At 68.2% G+C, this 18,539-nt stretch carries 17 protein-coding genes; 7 read left to right on the forward strand and 10 right to left on the reverse strand.

Going from position 1 to position 18,539, the window contains the following annotated elements:
- Positions 1 to 23: 23 nt before the first annotated feature.
- A complete protein-coding gene (locus AB0280_RS09745) occupies positions 24 to 1,454 on the reverse strand; it encodes a gamma-aminobutyraldehyde dehydrogenase (RefSeq protein ID WP_366367067.1) in 1,431 nt (476 codons plus the stop codon).
- Between the two features lie 168 nt (positions 1,455 to 1,622).
- Here AB0280_RS09745 and AB0280_RS09750 point away from each other — a divergent pair, with 168 nt between their 5' ends.
- A complete protein-coding gene (locus tag AB0280_RS09750; RefSeq protein ID WP_159631190.1) occupies positions 1,623 to 3,059 on the forward strand; it encodes a PucR family transcriptional regulator in 1,437 nt (478 codons plus the stop codon).
- 22 nt (positions 3,060 to 3,081) lie between these two features.
- On the opposite strand, the gene AB0280_RS09755 is transcribed toward AB0280_RS09750, so the two are convergent.
- Positions 3,082 to 4,674 (reverse strand): CYTH and CHAD domain-containing protein, encoded by a 1,593-nt coding sequence (locus AB0280_RS09755; RefSeq protein WP_366367069.1) that lies wholly within the window; start codon positions 4,672 to 4,674, stop codon positions 3,082 to 3,084.
- A 136-nt stretch (positions 4,675 to 4,810) separates the two neighbouring features.
- Between AB0280_RS09755 and AB0280_RS09760 the strand changes: the two genes are divergently transcribed.
- Together AB0280_RS09760 and AB0280_RS09765 are read left to right on the forward strand one after the other, a co-directional pair.
- Positions 4,811 to 6,085, forward strand: a complete 1,275-nt coding sequence (locus tag AB0280_RS09760) for a CynX/NimT family MFS transporter (RefSeq protein ID WP_366367070.1) — start codon at positions 4,811 to 4,813, stop codon at positions 6,083 to 6,085.
- A gap of 4 nt (positions 6,086 to 6,089) precedes the next feature.
- Positions 6,090 to 6,770 (forward strand): FadR/GntR family transcriptional regulator, encoded by a 681-nt coding sequence (locus AB0280_RS09765; RefSeq protein ID WP_366367072.1) that lies wholly within the window; start codon positions 6,090 to 6,092, stop codon positions 6,768 to 6,770.
- 102 nt (positions 6,771 to 6,872) lie between these two features.
- Here AB0280_RS09765 and AB0280_RS09770 read toward each other — a convergent pair whose 3' ends face one another.
- A complete protein-coding gene (locus AB0280_RS09770; RefSeq protein ID WP_159631182.1) occupies positions 6,873 to 7,412 on the reverse strand; it encodes a hypothetical protein in 540 nt (179 codons plus the stop codon).
- 159 nt (positions 7,413 to 7,571) lie between these two features.
- Here AB0280_RS09770 and AB0280_RS09775 point away from each other — a divergent pair, with 159 nt between their 5' ends.
- From AB0280_RS09775 to AB0280_RS09785, 3 genes are read left to right on the forward strand one after another with little or no spacing between them, the layout of a single operon-like run.
- Entirely contained in the window at positions 7,572 to 7,862 is a 291-nt protein-coding gene (locus tag AB0280_RS09775; RefSeq protein WP_159631180.1) for a hypothetical protein, read from the forward strand.
- A 3-nt stretch (positions 7,863 to 7,865) separates the two neighbouring features.
- Positions 7,866 to 8,693: a DUF1206 domain-containing protein gene (locus AB0280_RS09780; RefSeq protein WP_159631178.1), complete on the forward strand. Its 828-nt coding sequence runs from the start codon at positions 7,866 to 7,868 to the stop codon at positions 8,691 to 8,693.
- A 28-nt stretch (positions 8,694 to 8,721) separates the two neighbouring features.
- Positions 8,722 to 9,918, forward strand: a complete 1,197-nt coding sequence (locus AB0280_RS09785) for an SRPBCC family protein (protein WP_366367074.1) — start codon at positions 8,722 to 8,724, stop codon at positions 9,916 to 9,918.
- A 92-nt stretch (positions 9,919 to 10,010) separates the two neighbouring features.
- On the opposite strand, the gene AB0280_RS09790 is transcribed toward AB0280_RS09785, so the two are convergent.
- From AB0280_RS09790 to AB0280_RS09820, 7 genes are all read right to left on the reverse strand, one after another.
- Positions 10,011 to 11,477 carry an FAD-dependent oxidoreductase gene (locus AB0280_RS09790; RefSeq protein WP_366367076.1) on the reverse strand — a complete coding sequence of 489 codons (1,467 nt, stop codon included), beginning with the start codon at positions 11,475 to 11,477 and terminating at the stop codon, positions 10,011 to 10,013.
- 87 nt (positions 11,478 to 11,564) lie between these two features.
- Positions 11,565 to 12,827, reverse strand: coding sequence for a uroporphyrinogen-III C-methyltransferase (gene cobA / locus AB0280_RS09795; RefSeq protein WP_366367078.1), 1,263 nt, complete (start codon positions 12,825 to 12,827; stop codon positions 11,565 to 11,567).
- A gap of 74 nt (positions 12,828 to 12,901) precedes the next feature.
- A complete protein-coding gene (locus AB0280_RS09800) occupies positions 12,902 to 13,360 on the reverse strand; it encodes an SRPBCC family protein (RefSeq protein WP_224026746.1) in 459 nt (152 codons plus the stop codon).
- 247 nt (positions 13,361 to 13,607) lie between these two features.
- Positions 13,608 to 14,546 (reverse strand): ABC transporter permease, encoded by a 939-nt coding sequence (locus AB0280_RS09805; protein ID WP_275179705.1) that lies wholly within the window; start codon positions 14,544 to 14,546, stop codon positions 13,608 to 13,610.
- Positions 14,536 to 15,261 (reverse strand): ABC transporter ATP-binding protein, encoded by a 726-nt coding sequence (locus AB0280_RS09810; protein ID WP_224026748.1) that lies wholly within the window; start codon positions 15,259 to 15,261, stop codon positions 14,536 to 14,538. The genes AB0280_RS09805 and AB0280_RS09810 overlap by 11 nt, the downstream gene beginning before the upstream one ends.
- Before the next feature lie 27 nt (positions 15,262 to 15,288).
- Positions 15,289 to 16,416, reverse strand: coding sequence for an ABC transporter substrate-binding protein (locus tag AB0280_RS09815; protein ID WP_307492606.1), 1,128 nt, complete (start codon positions 16,414 to 16,416; stop codon positions 15,289 to 15,291).
- A 130-nt stretch (positions 16,417 to 16,546) separates the two neighbouring features.
- Positions 16,547 to 17,713, reverse strand: a complete 1,167-nt coding sequence (locus tag AB0280_RS09820; protein ID WP_307492514.1) for an RtcB family protein — start codon at positions 17,711 to 17,713, stop codon at positions 16,547 to 16,549.
- Between the two features lie 75 nt (positions 17,714 to 17,788).
- Between AB0280_RS09820 and AB0280_RS09825 the strand changes: the two genes are divergently transcribed.
- Complete coding sequence (locus tag AB0280_RS09825; protein WP_307492512.1) at positions 17,789 to 18,256, forward strand: SRPBCC family protein; 468 nt, start codon at positions 17,789 to 17,791, stop codon at positions 18,254 to 18,256.
- Positions 18,257 to 18,539: the final 283 nt, after the last annotated feature.

Genomic DNA, 18,539 nt, shown 5'->3' on the forward strand with positions numbered 1-18,539 from the left:
CAAGCTCAACCAGCGGGGAATGGTCAGGCGTCGAGGGCGGTCATCACGTGCTTGATGCGCGTGTAGTCCTCCACGCCGTACATGGAGAGGTCCTTGCCGTAGCCGGACTGCTTGAAGCCGCCATGCGGCATTTCGGCGGTAAGGAGGATGTGGGTATTGATCCAGACGGCGCCGAAGTCCAGGTCCCGGCTCAACCGCATGGCCGTGCCGTGGTTGGTGGTCCAGACGCTGGAGGCCAGCGCGTAGTCCACGTCGTTGGCCAGGGCAACGGCTTCTTCCTCGGTGCTGAACTTCTGGACGGTGATGACGGGGCCGAACGTTTCCTTCTGCACCACGTCGTCGGTCTGCCTGGCGCCGGTGATGATGGTGGGTTCGAAGAAGTAGCCCTTCTCCCCTGCCCGGTGTCCGCCGGTTTCGATCCGGCAGTTGGCCGGCAGGTTCTCCACCACGGAGGTCACGGCGTTGAAGTGGTTCACGTTGTTCAGCGGGCCGAAGTAGTTGTCTTCGTCGTTCTGCGAGCCGGTGTGCAGGGTCCGGGTGTGTTCCACCATGGCTGCAACGACGTCGTCGTGCACGGAATCCTGCACCAGCACCCTGGTGATGGCCGTGCAGTCCTGGCCGGCGTTGAAGAACGCGAATTCGGCGATCGCCGCCGCGCTCTTCTTGATGTCCGCGTCCGCGAAGACGATGGCCGGGGCCTTTCCGCCGAGCTCCAGGTGGGCGCGCTTGAGACCCTTGGCGGCGCCGGAAGCCACCGCGATTCCCGCGCGGACAGATCCCGTGATGGACACCAGGCCGGGGACCTTGTGCTCCACCATCATGGCACCGGTTTCGCCGGTGCCCAGGACCACGTTCAGGACGCCCGCGGGCAGGATGTCGCCGGCCAGGCGGGCCAGGACCAGCGTGGACTCGGGGGTGGTGTCGGAGGGCTTCAGGACCACGGTGTTGCCGGCAGCGAGCGCGGGACCGATCTTCCAGATGGCCATCAGGAAGGGGTAGTTCCAGGGGGCCACCTGGGCCACCACGCCGATGGGTTCGCGGCGGACGTAGGAGGTGTGGCCCTCGAAGTACTCGCCGGCGGACTTGCCCTCCAGGATGCGGGCGGCACCGGCGAAGAAGCGCAGCTGGTCGGCGCCGGCAGCCACTTCCTCGGAGGCGATGAGGGAGCGGACCTGGCCGGTGTTGCGGTGCTGGGCTTCGACGAGTTCATCGCTGTTGGCCTCGATGGCGTCGGCAAGCTTGAGCAGCATCAGCTGGCGCTGGCCCGGGGTGACGTGCTTCCAGGTCCTGAAGGCGTCCTTGGCTGCCGTCATGGCCGCATCCACATCCGCCTGCACGGAAACGGGGGCCTGCGCCACCACTTCCCCGTTGGTGGGGTTGACCACGTCCAGCAGGGTGGTGCCGGCGGGGGTGACGAACTTCCCGTTGATGAAGTTCTGCAAGGTTTGGACCACGGTGTGCAACCTCTTTCGTAAGGGCCATCGGCGGCCGGGCGGAGACCAGGACGGATGGATGGAACTGCCTTGAGCCTATGCCAGCGCCCAAGCGGGGTGAATAGCCACCTGCACACCCTTGCCAGAGGGGTTTAGTGCGGTTGCCCAGCTCACGTTTATCCTTGCTTCATGGCCATTTCCCTTGCTGCCCTGGTGGGCGTGACCTCCTTGAAGCTGTCCAAGGCGGGCGTGGCGGAGACCACCTGGAACCAGGACATCAACTGGGTGGCTGTGACGGAACTGGAGGATCCGCAGCGGTTCCTCAACGGCGGGGAACTGGTGCTCACCACGGGCCTGCGGCTGCGGTCCGCGCCGGAGCAGCGGCGCTTTGTGCGGCAGGTGCAGCGTGCCGGTGCGGTGGGCATCGGATTCGGCGTGGGGTTGTCCCATGAGGCGGTGCCCCCGGCCCTCCTGGCGGAGGCCAACCGGTGGGGCCTGCCGGTGGTGGAAGTGCCCTACGAGACCCCGTTTATCGCCATCACTAAGCTGGTGGCGGACGCCCAGTCGGCCGACCACTACGCCAAACTGGAACGGCTCATTGCCGGGCACCAGGTGCTGGCCCGGGCGCTGCTGACCGGCGGCGGGCTGGCAGAGCTGCTGAAGAACCTGGGCGGCATGCTGCGCACCGACGTGGCGCTGACCCAGTTCACGGCGCAGCTGTACAACAGCGGCAGCACCCACCCGTCGGCCGATACGTGGTCCAGCTACCCGGTGCCCACGGGCCGGCGGGACGCCTGCACGCTGTGGGTCCGCCAGCCGTTCGAGGACACCGGCATCATCGGTTACGCGCAGAACCTGATCAGCGTGGAGCTGAACAACATGGTCAAGCAGCGGCAGGCCCAGCGCGCCCTGTGCGGCCAAGTATTGGAGGACGTGATCCACGGGGCGCTGGAGACCAGCGAGGCCCAGCGCCGCCTGGCCGGCGTGGGCGTGAACAGCACCCGCAAGAACGTGGTGCTGCTGGCCGTGTCGGCCGCCCACGGGAAGGCGTTGGGGAGCACCTCGGTGCCGCAGGAACTGGAGAAGGCGGTCGCTGCCGTCGTGGGCAAGGACCTGGTGCTGGTGGTCAATGACGACGGCGGGACGGCGCCGGCGCTGGCACGGAAGCTGAGCGACCACCTCGCCGAAGCCGGGATCCATGCCACGATCGGCATCGGCGGGGCGTACACCAAGCCCAACGGCCTGCGCTGGAGCTATTTCGAAGCCCGGGACGCCGCCAGCCATGGGCTGCCGGTCAACGAACCGGAACGGCTCAGCCTGACATCGCTGCTGCTGGCCAGCGAGGACGTCCCGCTGGCGGACATGGCGCACGAGTCCTTGAACCCGCTGCGGGCGTTCGATGCCGCGCACGGCTCGGAGCTGATGTCCACGCTGGAGAGCTACCTGAACAACAACGGCTCGGTGGCTGCGGTGGCGGAAGAGCTCACGCTGCACCGGAACACGGTCCGGTACCGGCTGGCGCAGATCACCGAGCTCACCGGGTATGACCCCTCCGTCACTGCGGACCGGGTGCAGCTGTGGCTGGCCCTGGCCGTGGCCCGGTTGTCCGCCCGGCAGGGCAAGTAGGCCGGAAACTGCCCGGCAGGCCTCAGAGGACGCCGCGGCCCAACAGGTCGCGCGACTTCTTCCTGGCCTTCCGGTACCCGGCACGGGCCTCCAGCATCCGCTCTTCCTGCTGGTTGAGCAGCTCCGCGTAGATGCCTGCCGTGGCGGGCTCGCTGTGTTCCGCGGCGATGGCTGCCAGCAGGTCGCGGGCCACCACGGCGTCCTGGAACTGGCCCAGGATCTTCTGCTGCCGGCGGGCGGCCTTGGCTACCTTGCCCGCACGCTTGCCGTGCACCAGGGCCGCTGATTCAGCCACGTGGCGCAGCCGCTTGGCGTCTTTGCGGACCCGGTGGAGGGCAAGTTCCTGGTCCCTGCCGCGCCGCGCGCGCTTGGCCGCTTTGCGGGAGCGCTCCAGCCGCCTGGCGGCCTTGTCCACGGCTTTCGCGGCCGCCCGACGTCCCGGCGCTACCGCGTCGGCGCGCACCGGCGGGTTGTCACGGAAATCCTCAAGCTTGTCCAGGAGCCTGAAGTAGCGGCCCGACCCCAGGGCTTCCAGCAGGAGCCGGTACGCGGCGTCATAATCCCCGCCCGTGCGCTGCTCCACCCTTGCCGTGGCCCCGGCTGTGCCATCCCCGGGCTGCAGCGCGCCCAACTGGTCACGGAGCCGGGCCCGCAGGACCTCGGCGTCGCGCGGCTGGCCGAGCAGCTGGCCCAGCCACTTCAGCTCGCTCCGCAGTTTGCGCACCGGTGACGCCCGGTAGAGCTTGGCGTACGCGGCCAGGACCGAGCGGATCCGGCGCGTGGCGGACCGCATGGTGTGAATGGCCTCGGGTTCCTCATTCCGGACGGCAGCGTCGCTGGCGAGGATCTGGTCGATCTGCGCGGCCACATAAACCGTGACGACGGCGGCAGCCGGCGCACGCTTCCCGGCCAGCAGGGCAGGGGTGCCTTCGGGTCCGGCAGCACCGGCGGCCGCCTCGCCCGCGGCGGCACGCTTGCCCGCTTTGGTGTCAGAGCCCAAGGCACGGACCAGCTTCGAGGCATGGCCGGCGGGCCGGGCGCCGGCGGCTGCGAGCAGTTCCTCCACCGGGCCAAAAAGGTCCGGCTGGCCGTGGACCAGCTCCAGCTCCCATTCGCGCCACTCCTGCCTCGTGGCGTTGTCCCCGTCCGCCAGGCGTTCGGCGGTGACCTGGTCGTCCGCGAGGTCGGCGAGATGGGCGCCGTCGGCCCCGTACAGGGGGTAGGTGGTGCGGCGGGTGTCCAGGCGCACCACCGGCACGGGGACAGCACCCCTGAGGTAGGCGTAAAGGTGGGTAAGCAGGGCGTCCGGTACGACGTCGGGACGGCCCAGGGGTGCATGCAGTTCCGTCCGCTCCTGCGGGCCTTCGCCGCCGGCCGCCGCCTGGGGCGGCAGCTTCAGGTGCCACCCCGCGTCCTTCCCGCCGGTGCGGCGGCGGAGGGTGATGCGGCGGGCGGCCAGGGCATGGGTGGGGGTGTCGAAGTACACCGCCTCCAGCAGGTCGGTGTGGGAATTGCCTGTGCGGGCCACCCCTGCGGCCTGTTCCAGGGGCGGCACCACGGCGCCGGCATCGACGTCGTACTTCTTCTCAATCTCGATTCCCCTGGAAGCCTCCACAGCCGTCCTTCCGCACCGCCTGGTCCGCGCCAGGTCCTCCGACAGTCCGTTGGCAGTCTATTGCAGGCACCGAACACGTGGAGAGGTTGGCCACAAAAGCACAAACATCAAACGTCTAACCTTTAGGCTGGTTCGTATGCCCGCCACTCCCCCCGCTTCCGTTCCCACAGCCACCCAGGCACCCGCTGCGGTGACCGGCACCCCTGCCGGCGGCACCGCCCCGGCAAAGCCGCGCTCCGCCGTCGTCTTCGGCGTCATTGCGCTGGTGCTGATCGGGCTGAACCTGCGCGCGGGCATCACCGGGGCGTCCGCGCTGCTGCACGATCTGCAGGCGGTGCTGGGCTACGGGGTGCTGGTGGCGGCAATCATCCCCTCCATCCCTACCCTCTGCTTCGCCCTTGCCGGGGCCGCCACGTCCTGGCTCACCGGCAGGCTTGGTGTGGAGAAGGCCGTCCTCCTGTCCCTGGCGCTGCTGGCCGGCGGGCTGCTGCTGCGCGGCGTCCCCGCCACGGGCATGCTGGTGGCCGGGAGCGTGGTGGGTATGTCCGGACTGGCCATCTGCAACGTGGCCATGCCGTCCTTCATCCGGGAGCACTTCGCGTCCCGGACGTCGCTCATGACCGCCGTCTACACCGTGACCATGACCACCGGCGGCACCCTGACCTCGGTCGCGGTGGTCCCGCTGGCACACGCGCTCGGTTCCCCGTCCGCCGCCGTCGGCGCCGTGGGCATCGCGGCCGTGGCCGCCTTCCTGGGCTTCCTGCCGGTGGCCCTGCACGCCCACCGCCATACGGTGCGGACCACGGCCGGGCATGTGTCGCCCTGGCCGCTGCTGCGGACCCGCAAGGGGCAACTCCTCACCGCGATCTTCACCCTGCAGGCCCTGCTGGCTTACGCCCTGTTGAGCTGGTTCCCCTACATGCTCACCACCATGGGCATGAGCGCCTCGGACAGCGGACTGATGTTCGGCCTCATGCAGCTGGTCTCCGTCCCCGCGGGCATGGTGCTGATTGCCATCGGCGCCAGGCCCCGGATGCTGCGTCCGGCGTTCTACCTGGTGAGTATCACCATGGCCGTGGGAATTGCGGCGCTGCTGGTCCTCCCCGTCGCCCTGGCGGCCGTCTCCGCCGTCCTGCTGGGCTTCGGCCTGGGCATCTTCCCGCTGGTGATGGTGATGATCAGCCGCAGCGGCACCAGCACCGCCGAGACCACCGCACTGTCCACCCTGGCCCAGTCATCCGGCTACCTGCTGGCCACCGCGGGCCCGTTCGGCATGGGCCTGCTGCACAGCGCCACCGGAGGCTGGTCCCTGCCGCTGGGGCTGCTGCTGGCACTGGCCCTGGTCCAGATCGTGGTGTCGCACATGATCACCGGCCCTGCGATGTCCGGCAAGCCCGCGGAGAGGAAGTAGCCCCATGTCCCTGAGCCCTTCCGTCCGCCCGCCGCTCGCCGCCGAGGTCACCGCCAAGCTGCGGGGCATGGTCCACTCCGGCGAGTGGCCGCTGAACCAGCGCATCCCGTCCGAACCTGAGCTCATGGCCAGGCTGGGGGTTTCCCGCGGCACCCTCCGCGAAGCAGTGAAGGCCCTTGCCCACGGCGGAATGCTGGAGGTTCGCCGGGGGGACGGCACCTATGTGCGGGCCACGAGCGAAATGTCGGGGGCCGCGCGCCGCATGTACCAGGACCACACCGAGCAGCACATCCTGGAGGTCCGGCTGGGCCTGGACACCCAGGCTGCCCGGCTGGCCGCGCGCAACGCAACGGACGACGACGTCGCCGCCTTGGGCGTCCTCCTCGCCACCCGGGACCAGGCCTGGAACAACGGCGACTACGAAGCCTGGGCGGACGCGGACTGGAGCTTCCACGAGGGCATTGCCCGGGCGTCCGGCAACCCGCTGCTGCACGAGCTTTATGCCAGCTTCGGGACTGTGTTCCACCAGGACCTGCTCACGCAGCAGCGCCGGCCGGGCTTCAACGGACTCCCCCGCGACGGCCACGAAACACTGCTCGACGCCATCGCCCAGCGGGACGAAGACGCTGCCGTTGCCAGCGTGAACCGGAACCTGAACTCATGTGCGGAGTGGCTGGCGGAGTAACGCCGCCCTGTTGGCCCCGCCCTGTTCAGCCCTTGGGCATGCCGACGGCCCGGCACTGTGGTGCCGGGCCGTCGTCGTCCGCTTTATGTCTGGCTGGTCGCGCTAGTCGCGGCGCAGGCCCGAAAGGACGTTCTTGGGGCGCTGCATCTCGCCGTGCTTGGCGCCGAGGATGATCACCAGGGCAGCGAAGCCGGGGATGGCCCACTGCAGTGCCTTGAGCTGCTGCTGGGCCGACTTCAGCTCATCCGAGGCTGCAGCGTGCGGCTCGGTGGCACCCTCGGCACCCTCACCGGCCAGCTTCTCCACCTTCTTGCCCAGGATGCCCGAGTACAGGGTCACCGCAGCGCCCACCACGGTCACGGCCGTCTTGATGACGGTGTCGCGGGCCACGCCCTCCTGCTTGGCAATACGGCCCTTGTTCTCCCAGGCAATGGCCAGGTCCGCCACCAGGTGGGAGGCGAAGGCCGCGGTCTGGAACGGCGCCCACTTCATCCAGCCGGCACTGGAAAGCCGGGTGCGCTCTGCGGGGTCCTTGGCCTGGGCCGCTGCCCCGTTGAGCCCGATGGCGCCCATCAGGGATCCACCGAACCATGCTGCTGCCGTCAGGTCGTGAACTGAACGGGCAATGAGATTTCCTGCCATGATGTGCATTCCTAACGTTGTTGACTGGTTCCGGGTTGCCGCTGTGCCGCGGACTTCACCTGCCGTATTCCTTCGAGGTATGGTCCGCCTATGGTAAGCACACTTACTAATATTACGAAACCCCGTCCCGGAGAGGGGCAACCGCGTAATATCGTCGCCATGGGAAACACAGGGACATTGTTCGGCTGGGCCTTCGGGGACCCCGCCCGTGGAAGTGACGGCGGCTATGTGGACGGACTCCAGCGCGAGGCGCTGGGGAACGCGCGGGAAACGGCAAAGGCCAAGGGCGTTGGCGTTGTAGCCGGCTCGGAGGTGTTCACCGTCCTCAGCGCGGACGATTCCCTGGTGGAACTGGACAACGCCCCCGGCCAGCTGGTGGTCCGCTGCACCGTGCACGTGGAGGGACCCGGCGCAGAGAAGCTGCGGGCCGAAGGCCCCATGAACGGCTAAGAGATGTCCGACGGCGAATCCACCCTCAGCCAGGCAGCGGACGCTGTCGAGGAGGCGTCCAATGCCAAAGCGCTGGACGTCCTGGCCCGTTCCGGATTCGCCGTCATGGCACTGCTCCACATCATCGTGGGGGCCATCGCCATCGCCATCGCGTTCGGCCACCCCGGCGATGCCGAGGCCACCGGCGCCATCGCCCGGCTGGCGGACAACCCGTGGGGTCCCTTGGTCATGTGGGGATGCGTGGCCGCATGCCTGGGCCTTGCACTGTGGCAGGCCAGCGAAGCGACGCTGCGGGCCAGGAGCCTTCCCCGCAAGGAACGGCTGGCCAAGCTGGTGTCCTCGGGATTCCTGGCCATCGCGTACGGCAGCGTGGGGCTGACTTTCGCGGGCTTCGCGTTGGGGCAGCGCAGCGACTCGGGCGACAATACCCGGGACTTCAGCGCCAGCCTGATGGCCAACCCCGTGGGACCGTGGGTCCTCGTCGCGCTCGGCCTGACCATCCTCGGCATCGGCATCTACTTCGTGATCAAAGGACTCCGGCGCGGATTCAAGGAAGAGCTGTTCCACTTCGAGGGTACCCGCCGGGGCAGGCTCATCGACAGCCTGGGCGTCACCGGCCATGTGGCCAAAGGTGTTGCGCTGGACCTCACCGGGCTGCTGTTCATCATCGCCGCCGCCAGGCACCGGCCGGACGAATCCACCGGGCTGGACGGCAGCCTCAAGGCCCTGCAGGGCCACCCGTTCGGGCCCACCCTGCTCGTAGCCATCGGTGCAGGGTTCATCGCCTACGGGATCTTCGCGCTGATCCGGGCCCGCTTTGGCCGCATGTAGTTCAGGAGTTTGTGGGTAGGGAGAAAGTATGACCCAGCAGCTGCGCGCTAGTTCCGCCGTCGCCTCCAGTGCCGGCCAGGCCTTCGCCGGCCTCTTCCGGCTCCTGAAACTCGCCCGGCCGGACCGGCCCATTCATCCGCAGGGGCTGGGCCTGCACGGAACGTTGACCAGGACCGGCAACCCGTCCGGCCCCAGCGGCATTGACTGGCTGGACGCGCCCGGGACGGACCAGGTGGTGGCCCGCTTTTCGCGGTCCCTGGGGCTGCCGCAGGCGCTGCCTGACATCCTTGGCCTGGCCCTGCGGGTTTCCCCGCCCGGCGCCGGCGGACCCGCGGACGTGCTGTTTGCCTCCACCGGCTGGGGGTTGCCGGGCCGGCTCCTGCTGGTGCCGCGGCTGGATGTTGCAGGTGCCGCCATGACCACGCTGATGCCCTACCGCGGAAGCCGGGGCCCGGTGCTGCTGGGACTGCGGACGCGGAGCCTCCCGCCGGGTTCGCTGGCGTCCGGGGAATGGGTGCTGGGACTGCACTGGGCCACACCGGGCGGACGCTGGCGGGAATGCGGCGAAGTGCGGCTGCAGGCCGGTGCCAGTCCCACCGACATCCCGCTGCGTTTCGATCCCCTGGAGCACCAGCCGCCCGGGGCGCAGGCCTACAGCTGGACCCGGCGGCTGCGGAAGCCGTCCTACCGGGCCGCACGGCGGCCCGCACCTCCCGCCGTCGGACGTCCGCCTGAGTCCCCCGCGCCGCTCGGGAAAAGCACCACCGCAACCGGAAGGAACTCCATGTCCACCGTCTCGCAGCTGTTCAAAACCCCCTCGGCCGACGTGTGGCGGGTCATCGCCGACGGCTGGCTGTACTCCGGCTGGGTGGTAGGCGCGTCCAGGATCAGGGACGTGGACGCCGAATGGCCAAGGGTGGGTGCCCAACTCCACCACTCGGTGGGAGCCTGGCCCCTGGTGATCGACGACAGCAGCCGCGTGACCGCCGTCGAGCCCGGCCGCTCGCTGGAGCTGGTGGCGCGCGGCTGGCCCATGGGCGAGGCCAAGGTGGAGATGACACTGGAGGACCGCGGCAACCAGTGCCTGGTGACCATCGCGGAGGACGCCATCCGCGGGCCCGGCAAGCTGATGCCCAAGTTCCTGCGCGATCCCTTGATTTCCGCCCGGAACCGGGAAACCCTGCGCCGCCTGGAGCTCATGGCCATCGGGGGCGCCGGGAAATAGCGCATCAGGGTTAAAGGGTTGTTAAACGCCGGAACCGCGGGACGATTGCGTCCCGCGGTTCCTGCTTTCAGCTCCTGGAGCCGGGCGTTCTCCTAGACCTGGGCGGAGACGCCGTCGCGGGAGATGTCCACCATGTCCTCGCGCGGCACCACCTTGATGCGCTCACGCTTGACCTCCACGCCGTGCGAGCCGCCGGCTTCGGTGGCCGCTGCGCCGAGGGCCAGCTCGTGGGCGTCCAGCGCCAGCCAGCCTTCCCAGCTGGTGAACTTCACACCGCGGGCGTCGAGGAGTTCGGTGACGGCGTCCTCCTGCGGCACCAAAGCCACCGGCAGGTTTTCGCGGTCTTCCAGCAGGTAGGTGACGGTCTCCAGGGCGTCGCCCTTGGTGTGGCCGATCAGGCCCACCGGTCCGCGCTTGATCCAGCCCGTGGCGTAGAGGCCCGGTACATGCTGGCCGGACGCATCCAGGACGCGGCCGCCGTCGTTGGTGACAACGCCCTTCTTGTGGTCGAACTCCACGTCCGGCAGGGCGGACCCGAAGTAGCCGATGGCGCGGTACACGGCCTGCACCGGGTAGTCCACGTACTCGCCGGTGCCCCGGGCGTTGCCGGTGCCGTCCAGCTCGGTGCGCTCGAACTTGATGCCCGCCACCTTGCCGGGGGTCTCGGCGTCGTCGTAGATCTCCACCGGGCTGTGCAGGAAGTGCAGGTGCAGGCGGCGGGAGGCCTTGAGCTCGGAGACGTCCTCGGGCTGCTCGGCGATCCAGTTGGTGAGCGTGCCCACCATGGTCTTGGTCTGGTTGTTCGTCTGGATCTGGCGGTCAGATTCCTCGTCGAACTCGAAGTCCTCCGGGTACAGGATGATGTCCACGTCCTTGGAGTGGGACAGCTCGCGCAGCTCCAGCGGGGTGAACTTGACCTGGGCGGGGCCGCGGCGGCCGAAGACGTGCACGTCGGTGACGGGCGAGGCCTTCAGGCCGGCGTAGACGTTGTCCGGGATTTCGGTGACCAGCAGGTCGTCGGCGTGCTTGGACAGGACGCGGGCCACGTCCAGGGCCACGTTGCCGTTGCCGATGACGGCGATTTCCTTGGCCTCCAGCGGCCATTCACGCGGCACGTCCGGGTGGCCGTCGTACCAGGAGACGAAGTCGGCGCCGCCGAAGGAGCCCTCCAGCTCGACGCCGGGGATATTCAGGTCCGCGTCCTTGATGGCGCCGGTGGCGAAGATGACGGCGTCGTAGTGCTTGCGGAGGTCCTCGATGGTGAGGTCGGTGCCGTAGTCCACGTTGCCGAAGAAGCGGATGTCGCCGCGGTCCAGCACCTTGTGCAGGGCGTTCACGATGCCCTTGATGCGGGGGTGGTCCGGGGCAACGCCGTAGCGGATCAGGCCGTAGGGTGCCGGGTAGCGGTCAAAAAGGTCGATACTGACGGTCAGCTCGCCGCTCTTGACGGCTTCGCTCTTGGTGAGGATGTCAGCGGCGTAGACGCCGGCCGGGCCGGAGCCCACGACGGCGACGCGCAGGGGACGCGCAGCAGATCCTACGGTAGTGCTGGATGACACGGCTGTGTTCCTTTTCTTCTGCATCGATTGCTGAGTACTAGTCGTTTTCAACGTTCATAACGACAAGTACGGAGCCATCGATGGGTTTCAGGTGGTGAGGACGGTCTTGCGGGGGCTGTTCGGGGTGGTGGTGCTGTAGTCAGCGGTTTTGAAGTGCGGCGGCGCGAACGGGCTGACGCGCACCACGTCACCGATGACAATCACGGCAGGATTTGCGACGCCGGCCGCCTGGGCCTGGTCGGCGATGGAACCGAGCGTGCCGATGGTGACGCGCTGGTCCGGCAAATAGCCGTTTTCCACGATACCAACAGGGGTGTCTGCGGGCAGTCCGGCTTCGCCCAGCGCGGACGCGGATTCGCGGAGCTGGCCCACGCCCATGAGCAGGATGATGGTGTGGTCTGCGCGGGCCGGAACCTCGGAGAGTTCCTCGTGGCCGGTGACCACGCTGAAGCCCTTGGCCAGGCCACGGTGCGTGACGGGAATGCCTGCGGCTGCGGGGACGGAGATGGCGGACGTAACGCCGGAGACCACCTCGACCTCGACGCCGTGCTGGCGGCAGTATTCGGCTTCCTCGCCGCCGCGTCCCAGCACGTACGGGTCGCCGCCCTTGAGCCGGACCACGCGGTGGCCCTTGAGGGCTTCCTCCACCAGGATGCGGTTGATGTCCGCCTGCGGCACCGGGTGGTGGCCCGGTGTCTTGCCCACTTCGATGACGCGGACATCCGGCGCGAGTTCGTTCAGCAGTTCGCGGGGTCCCAGGCGGTCAGCGACCACGACGTCGGCCTGGCCCAGGAGGCGGCGGCCGCGGACGGTGATGAGGCCGGTATCGCCGGGGCCGCCACCAACGAGGGCAACGCTTCCCTGGTGGGCACGGCGGCGGCGCAGCGGAAGATCGCCGGTTTCGAGGGCGGTGGCGACGGCGTCGCGGACGGCCATGGCACGGCGCGGGTCTCCCCCGGCGTTGATGGCAATCTTGACGTCGTCCACCTCAGCGACCGCGGGGGTCCAGGCGGCGGACGCTTCATGGTTGGAGGCGTTGACGCACCACACCCGCTGCGCCTCGGCGTCGGCAGATACCTGGGCGTCCACCTCCGGGGCGCCCGTTGCGGTCTGGACGAACCAGACGCCGTCGATGTCGCTGGAAAGGTAAGGCCGCGTTTCCCAGGTGAGCAGGCCGGCGTCGGCCATCTCCTGCAGCGCGGGAGAGGCAACGGGGGCCACGACGGTGACCAGGGCACCGGCGTCGAGCAGTCCCTTGGCGCGGCGGGCCGCAACGGGGCCGCCGCCCACCACCAGCACGGGGCGGCCGAGCAGCCGCAGCGCCGTGGGGTATATGTCCTGAATTGCCATGAATCAACGGTAGGGCGGCGTCACATTGGCCCACAAAGGGTCAGCAACACCAGTTCACGTAAGGTAACGCTGCGTCACAAAGAATCTGCCGCGCTGCCGGCGAGGAAGGTGCCGCGGTCCCGGATCAGCCGCTCCAGGTACCCGGCCAGGAAGAGGCGCTCGACGGCGCGGCCCAGGACTCCCAGCGGGGCGCTGAACTCAACTCTGTCCATCATGATGCTGCCCGTGGCGGTTGGTGAGAACTCGTGGACGTGCCGGAATGACGTGAACGGCCCCTTGACCTGTTCGTCGGTGAAGCTGCGGGGGAAGTCCAGGGAGGTGATCCGGCTGGTCATGGTGAGTGGAACGCCGAAGTGTTTTGCCCGCCAGGTCACCTCCTGGCCTTCTCCGATCAGGCCCCTGGTGACGCCGCCGATCGCCCGCTCCCGTGCTTTCTGCTGGGAGTCCAGATGCAGGTCGATGCTGCGGGCCCGGTCGAAGAGCTGCTCCGCGGGCAGCGGCGACTTGGTGCGGCACTCGAAGCTGACGGTCATGGCGCCAGTCTGCCATGGAGCGATGTGGGGCACCCCCGTCGTGGGGCAACTGAGCAGTCACTCACACTTCGCAACGATGGCACCAGAATGCGTATCTTTTGGCGCCGGCAGAGACTGGCGGCCGCGCAGTTGCAGGGTGGACTTCTTGTGGCGGGGCCAAAAGTGACGCAGATGCGTCAGGGAACAGCAGAGCCCGACGGCGGGAGGTCGCCGTCGGGCCCTAAGGGTGCGTTGAAGAGGGGCTGGGTCAGCGGGTACTGCCGGCCAGGAGGCCCCGGCGCCGCAGGAGGCGCTTCTCGATGGGCCCGAAGACCAGCAGCTCGATGAGGATACCGACGCCGAGGATCAGCAGGATGGCAGCCATCACGATGGTCATGTCGGACAGATCGCGGCCCTGGTCCAGCAGGGATCCCAGGCCGAAGCCGATGGTGCCGCCCACAGCGATGATCTCCGCCGCCATGAGGGAGCGCCAGGAGAAGGCCCACCCCTGCTTGAGGCCGCTGAGGTAGCCGGGCAGGGCAGCGGGAAGGATGACCTGCAGCGCCATCTGCAGCCGGGACGCACCCAGCACGGTCCCCACGCGCCGGTACTGCGGCGGGATCTGGTCCACGCCGGAGATGAGGCCGTTGATGATGGACGGGATGGCGCCCATGAACACCACGAAATACACGGTGGCGTCGGTGAGTCCGAACCAGATAATGGCCGCGGGAACCCACGCCACGGACGGCAGCACCTGCAGGCCGGAGATCAGCGGGCCGAAAGCGCGTCGAAGCGGGGCAACCTGGGCCAGCAGCAAACCGACGGGAGTGGCAATGGCCACCGAAATCAGGAAGCCCACCACACCGCGCTGCAGCGAGGTCCAGATCGCCTCCTGGAACTTGCCGTCGCCCCACAGGACACCCATTTGCGCCACCACATCCAGCGGCCCCGGGACCAGGTCGCGCCGCTTCACGCCGAGCGAGACGTAAAACTGCCAGATGAGCACCAGGACCACCAGCGCGGCCACCGGCAGGAGGATGCGGCTCCAGTCGACGCGGTGCTTGCGGTCGGCGTCGGACTGCAGCGAGTCCAGGCCGGATTCAAGCTCCCGCAGGTCCTCGTGGCCACTCGAAGTCCGGGTCAAAGCGGCATGCACGTGCTCGCGGGTTTCGGCCACCTCGGCGAGCGGTGTCGGGTTACTTGGCATGGCGGCGAATCTCCTCACGCAGCCGGGCGGTGATGACCCCGGTCAGCTGGCCGGCGAGCCCGGCGTCGGTTCGGTGTTCCTCGGTGACGTCCCATTCCTGGACCACGCGGCCGGGGCGGGAGGAGAGCAGCAGGACGCGCTGGCCCAGCCGGACGGCCTCCCGGACGTTGTGGGTGACGAAGACGATGGTCCGCCCGGTTTCTTTCCAGATGCGTTCCAGCTCATCGTGCAGCAGGTCGCGGGTGATGGCATCCAGCGCGGCGAACGGCTCATCCATGAGCAGCAGCTGCCGGTCCTGGGCCAGGGAGCGGGCCAGGGACACGCGCTGCCGCATGCCGCCGGACAGTTCGTGCGGTCGCTTGTCCCCCGCGGATCCCAGGTGCACCAGTTCGAGGAGTTCCTGGGCCTTGGTGCGGCGTTCGGCCTTGCCCAGGCCACGCAGTTTCAGGGCCAGCTCGATGTTCTCCCTGGCAGTCAGCCAGGGGAACAGTGCGGCGTCCTGGAACATGAAGGCGGCGCCGTCGCTGGGCACTTCCAGGGCGCCCGACGTCGGTGCTTCCAGTCCCGCGATGATGTTCAGGAGGGTGGATTTGCCGCAGCCGGAGGCACCAAGGAGGGCGACGAACTCGCCCTGCTTGATGTTGGCGTTGACGTCGTCCAGTACCGGGGCGCCGTCGCCGAAGCGCTTGCCCAGGTGTTCCAGTACGACTGGCATGGTGGCGTCCTTAGGTAGTGGTGGGGGTCAGTCCTGGCCGAGGCCGGCTGCGGAGATTTTGCCGGCGGCGGTGACCTGGTTGAGCGCGGTGAGGTCGAAGAGGCCGTTGATGTTGGCCTTCTTGGTGGTTCCGGCGTCCACCCCGTCCTGCAGCAGTTTGGGGTAGCTGCCGGCCAGCGGGTCGAGGGTGAAGGTGATGTTGGCGAGGGAACGGTTCAGCACGTCGGCCGGAAGAGCGGCCCCGGCGGATTCCTGCAGGGCCTCGTTGACCAGTGCCGCCTTCTCGTCGGCGGGTGCCGAGTTGAGCCATGCCACCGACTTGGCGTGCCCGGCCAGCAGCGCCTTGACGGTGTCCGGGTGGTCGGCGGCGAATTTCTGGTTCACGATCAGGATGGTGGTGGGGAACTCCCCGGGTTTGCCGGTGGCTGAGCCGTCCCACAGGTCCTTTTCGTCCACGAGGACCTTGGCTCCGGCCTGGAGCACCAGGCGTGACGCCCAGGGCTCAGGCAGCCACGCGCCGTCGAGCTTTCCGTCCTGGAACAGCTTGAGGGTCTGGGCGTTGTCCGTGGGGTTGATGGCGACGTCGCCGCTGCCGTCCACGTTGGTCTTGTAGCCCTGCTTGGTGAGCCAGGCGCGCAGGGCGACGTCCTGGGTCCCGCCCAGCTGCGGCGTTGCCAGGGTCTTGCCCCGCAGATCCGCCGCGGAGGTGATGCCGGGCCTGACCACCAGCTGGGCGCCGCCCGCCGCGGCTCCGGCGATCACGCGCACGGACTGGCCCTGGCTCTTGGCGAAGGAATTGATGGCCGGGTTCGGGCCGATGTAGGCCGCGTCGATGGCGCCGGCGTTCAGGGCTTCGATGGCTGCCGGTCCCGCGTTGAAGGTCTCTGTGCTGAGCTTGGTGCCGCCCAAGGCCTCCGCGAGGAACCCTCTTTTGACCCCGACCAGGGCGGGTGCGTGCGTGACGTTGCCGAAGTAGCCCAGTTTCAGCTCTGCGGCCGGAGTGGGCTCGGCGGCCTGCGCCCCGGTGTTGCGGGAGATGTTGGAGGCAACGATGGCCCCGACCGCGATCAGCAGGACCAGCCCTATGGCCAGGGCAGCCTCGACGGCGCGCCTGCGCGTTGGGACCGCGCTTTCGCCTGCCACGATGCGGGTCATCCCGGGCTTGGAACTAGTCATTGTTTCACCATAGGGAGTGGCCCAGACCCGTTCAACGAAGCGGAAACGAAGGGTCACGCACGTTCATCCAGCGTCATATTCCGCCGCACTGCTGCCCGGTTTCGCAAAATCAGTTGCCTTTGACGTTGACCAACTGCCGCAGCTTGTGCCGCACCGTCACCAGGTCCGCGGCGTCCTGCATGACTTGGTCGATCGGCTTGTACGCAGCCGGGATCTCGTCGATGAAGGCCTCCGACGCCCGGAACTCAATGCCCTTCATGGCCCGCTTCAGTTCCTCCAGGGTGAAGGCCTTCCGGGCTGCGTTGCGGGAATATTCGCGTCCGGCCCCGTGCGGGGAGGAGTTCAGTGAAGCAGGGTTGCCCCGGCCTTCGACGACATACGACGCCGTTCCCATGGACCCGGGGATCAGTCCGGGATCGCCGTGCGCGGCTTTGATGGCACCCTTGCGGGACACCCAGACGGGCTTGCCATAGTGCGTTTCCTGCTGCGTGAAGTTGTGGTGGCAGTTGATCCGTTCGCGTTCCCGGACCGGCCCGCCCACCCAGCGGCTGAACTGGGCAGCCACCCGGTCCATCATTTCCTCCCGGTTCAGCAGTGCGAAGTGCTGGGCCCACCGAAGCTCTGCGATGTACCGCTCGAACTGGGGCGTGCCCTCGTCCAGGTACGCGAGGTCCGGGTCGGGCAGGTATATCTGGTTCTTCCGGCTCACGTGCCGGGCCACTCCGATGTGGTGCTGGGCGATCCTGTTGCCGATGCCGCGCGAGCCTGAATGCAGGAAGAGCCAAACGCCGTCGTCCTCATCCGCGGAGATTTCGATGAAGTGGTTCCCTGAGCCCAGGGACCCCAACTGCAGCTCCCACTTGGGAACATACTGGGCCGGATTGAAGCCGGCGTTCGCGGCCCGCCGCTTCAGGTCCGCAATCCGGGGCTCAGCCGTGGGCAGCACCTGCCTGTTGTTGTGCCCGGCCGAGAGCGGGATGACCCGCTCGATGTCCTCGCGCAGACGCTTCCTGTCCTTCGGCAGGTCCTTCACGGAGTACTGGGTGCGGACGGCGATCATGCCACAGCCGATGTCCACGCCCACGGCCGCCGGGATGATGGCTCGCAGGGTAGGGATGACGGAGCCCACGGTGGCTCCCTTGCCCAGATGCGCGTCCGGCATCAGCGCCAGGTGGGGGTAGATGAACGGCAGGGCCGCCGTCATCACGGCTTGCGCGCGGGTTTTGTCATCCAGGATGGACGCCCAGTTCAAGAGCTTCGGGCTGATGGTCTCCATGTCCGCCTCCCGCCGCGGTGACCAGGACTAGGGTAAGTCCTAGGCTAAACCCGCGCTTCGAAAAGAGATGCAGCAATGGTCAGTGTCCAGACGGATATCCACATCGACAGGCCGCGTGAGGAAGTCGCGGGCTTTGCGGCGAACCCGGAAAATGCGCCCCGGTGGTACGTCAACATCCACAAATCGCAGCGGCTGGACAGCGGTCCCCTCGGCCCGGGCTCGAAGGTGGCGTTCACTGCGAAGTTCCTGGGCCGGGAGCTCAACTACACCTACGAGTTCGTGGAGTACGTCCCCGGTCAGAGATTGGTGATGCGCACCGCCCAGGGCCCCTTCCCCATGCAGACCACCTACACATGGACGGACGACGACGGCGGGACGCGCATGACGCTCGGCAACAGCGGGAGCCCCTCGGGTTTCTCCCGCCTGGCCGGCCTGGTTATGGAACCAATGATCCGCCGGGAGACCCGGAAGGACCTGCAGAAACTCAAGGCAATCCTTGAAGGTGACAGCCGGCGCTGGCCACCCGGGGGCGAACCCCACTAGGGAACTTACGCGGGGGCGGTGAGGCGGTGCCGCGGCGCGCGGGCGGCGGCCCGGGCAACCACCAGGCGGCGCAGGTTGAACCAGCAGAACAGCGCGAGCCCAAGGTACAGGGAAAGTTCCATCACTTCGCCATACTCGGAGATGCCGTAGTCAGGTGAGGGCCACACCAGCAGGCGGAAGAGGCGGTAGGGACTGCCCCTGCTTCTGTTGACTCGGGGTCTTAGGCCGCAGTGAGCGCGGTCCGGTTGATTGTTTCATATTCGACGGGCGTGAGTTTTCCCAG

Origin of the sequence: Pseudarthrobacter sp. 902506025, assembly GCF_040702325.1 — a bacterium.
Lineage (GTDB): Bacteria > Actinomycetota > Actinomycetes > Actinomycetales > Micrococcaceae > Arthrobacter.

Excerpts from the sequence above, each read along its gene's own strand:
- AB0280_RS09750 (WP_159631190.1), top strand. The coding sequence starts at position 1,623 with ATGGCCATTTCCCTTGCTGCCCTGGTGGGCGTGACCTCCTTGAAGCTG.
- AB0280_RS09760 (WP_366367070.1), top strand. The coding sequence starts at position 4,811 with ATGCCCGCCACTCCCCCCGCTTCCGTTCCCACAGCCACCCAGGCACCC.
- AB0280_RS09765 (WP_366367072.1), top strand. The coding sequence starts at position 6,090 with ATGTCCCTGAGCCCTTCCGTCCGCCCGCCGCTCGCCGCCGAGGTCACC.
- AB0280_RS09770 (WP_159631182.1), bottom strand. The coding sequence starts at position 7,412 with ATGGCAGGAAATCTCATTGCCCGTTCAGTTCACGACCTGACGGCAGCA.
- AB0280_RS09775 (WP_159631180.1), top strand. The coding sequence starts at position 7,572 with ATGGGAAACACAGGGACATTGTTCGGCTGGGCCTTCGGGGACCCCGCC.
- AB0280_RS09780 (WP_159631178.1), top strand. The coding sequence starts at position 7,866 with ATGTCCGACGGCGAATCCACCCTCAGCCAGGCAGCGGACGCTGTCGAG.
- AB0280_RS09785 (WP_366367074.1), top strand. The coding sequence starts at position 8,722 with ATGACCCAGCAGCTGCGCGCTAGTTCCGCCGTCGCCTCCAGTGCCGGC.
- cobA (WP_366367078.1), bottom strand. The coding sequence starts at position 12,827 with ATGGCAATTCAGGACATATACCCCACGGCGCTGCGGCTGCTCGGCCGC.
- AB0280_RS09800 (WP_224026746.1), bottom strand. The coding sequence starts at position 13,360 with ATGACCGTCAGCTTCGAGTGCCGCACCAAGTCGCCGCTGCCCGCGGAG.
- AB0280_RS09805 (WP_275179705.1), bottom strand. The coding sequence starts at position 14,546 with ATGCCAAGTAACCCGACACCGCTCGCCGAGGTGGCCGAAACCCGCGAG.
- AB0280_RS09810 (WP_224026748.1), bottom strand. The coding sequence starts at position 15,261 with ATGCCAGTCGTACTGGAACACCTGGGCAAGCGCTTCGGCGACGGCGCC.
- AB0280_RS09815 (WP_307492606.1), bottom strand. The coding sequence starts at position 16,416 with ATGACCCGCATCGTGGCAGGCGAAAGCGCGGTCCCAACGCGCAGGCGC.
- AB0280_RS09820 (WP_307492514.1), bottom strand. The coding sequence starts at position 17,713 with ATGGAGACCATCAGCCCGAAGCTCTTGAACTGGGCGTCCATCCTGGAT.
- AB0280_RS09825 (WP_307492512.1), top strand. The coding sequence starts at position 17,789 with ATGGTCAGTGTCCAGACGGATATCCACATCGACAGGCCGCGTGAGGAA.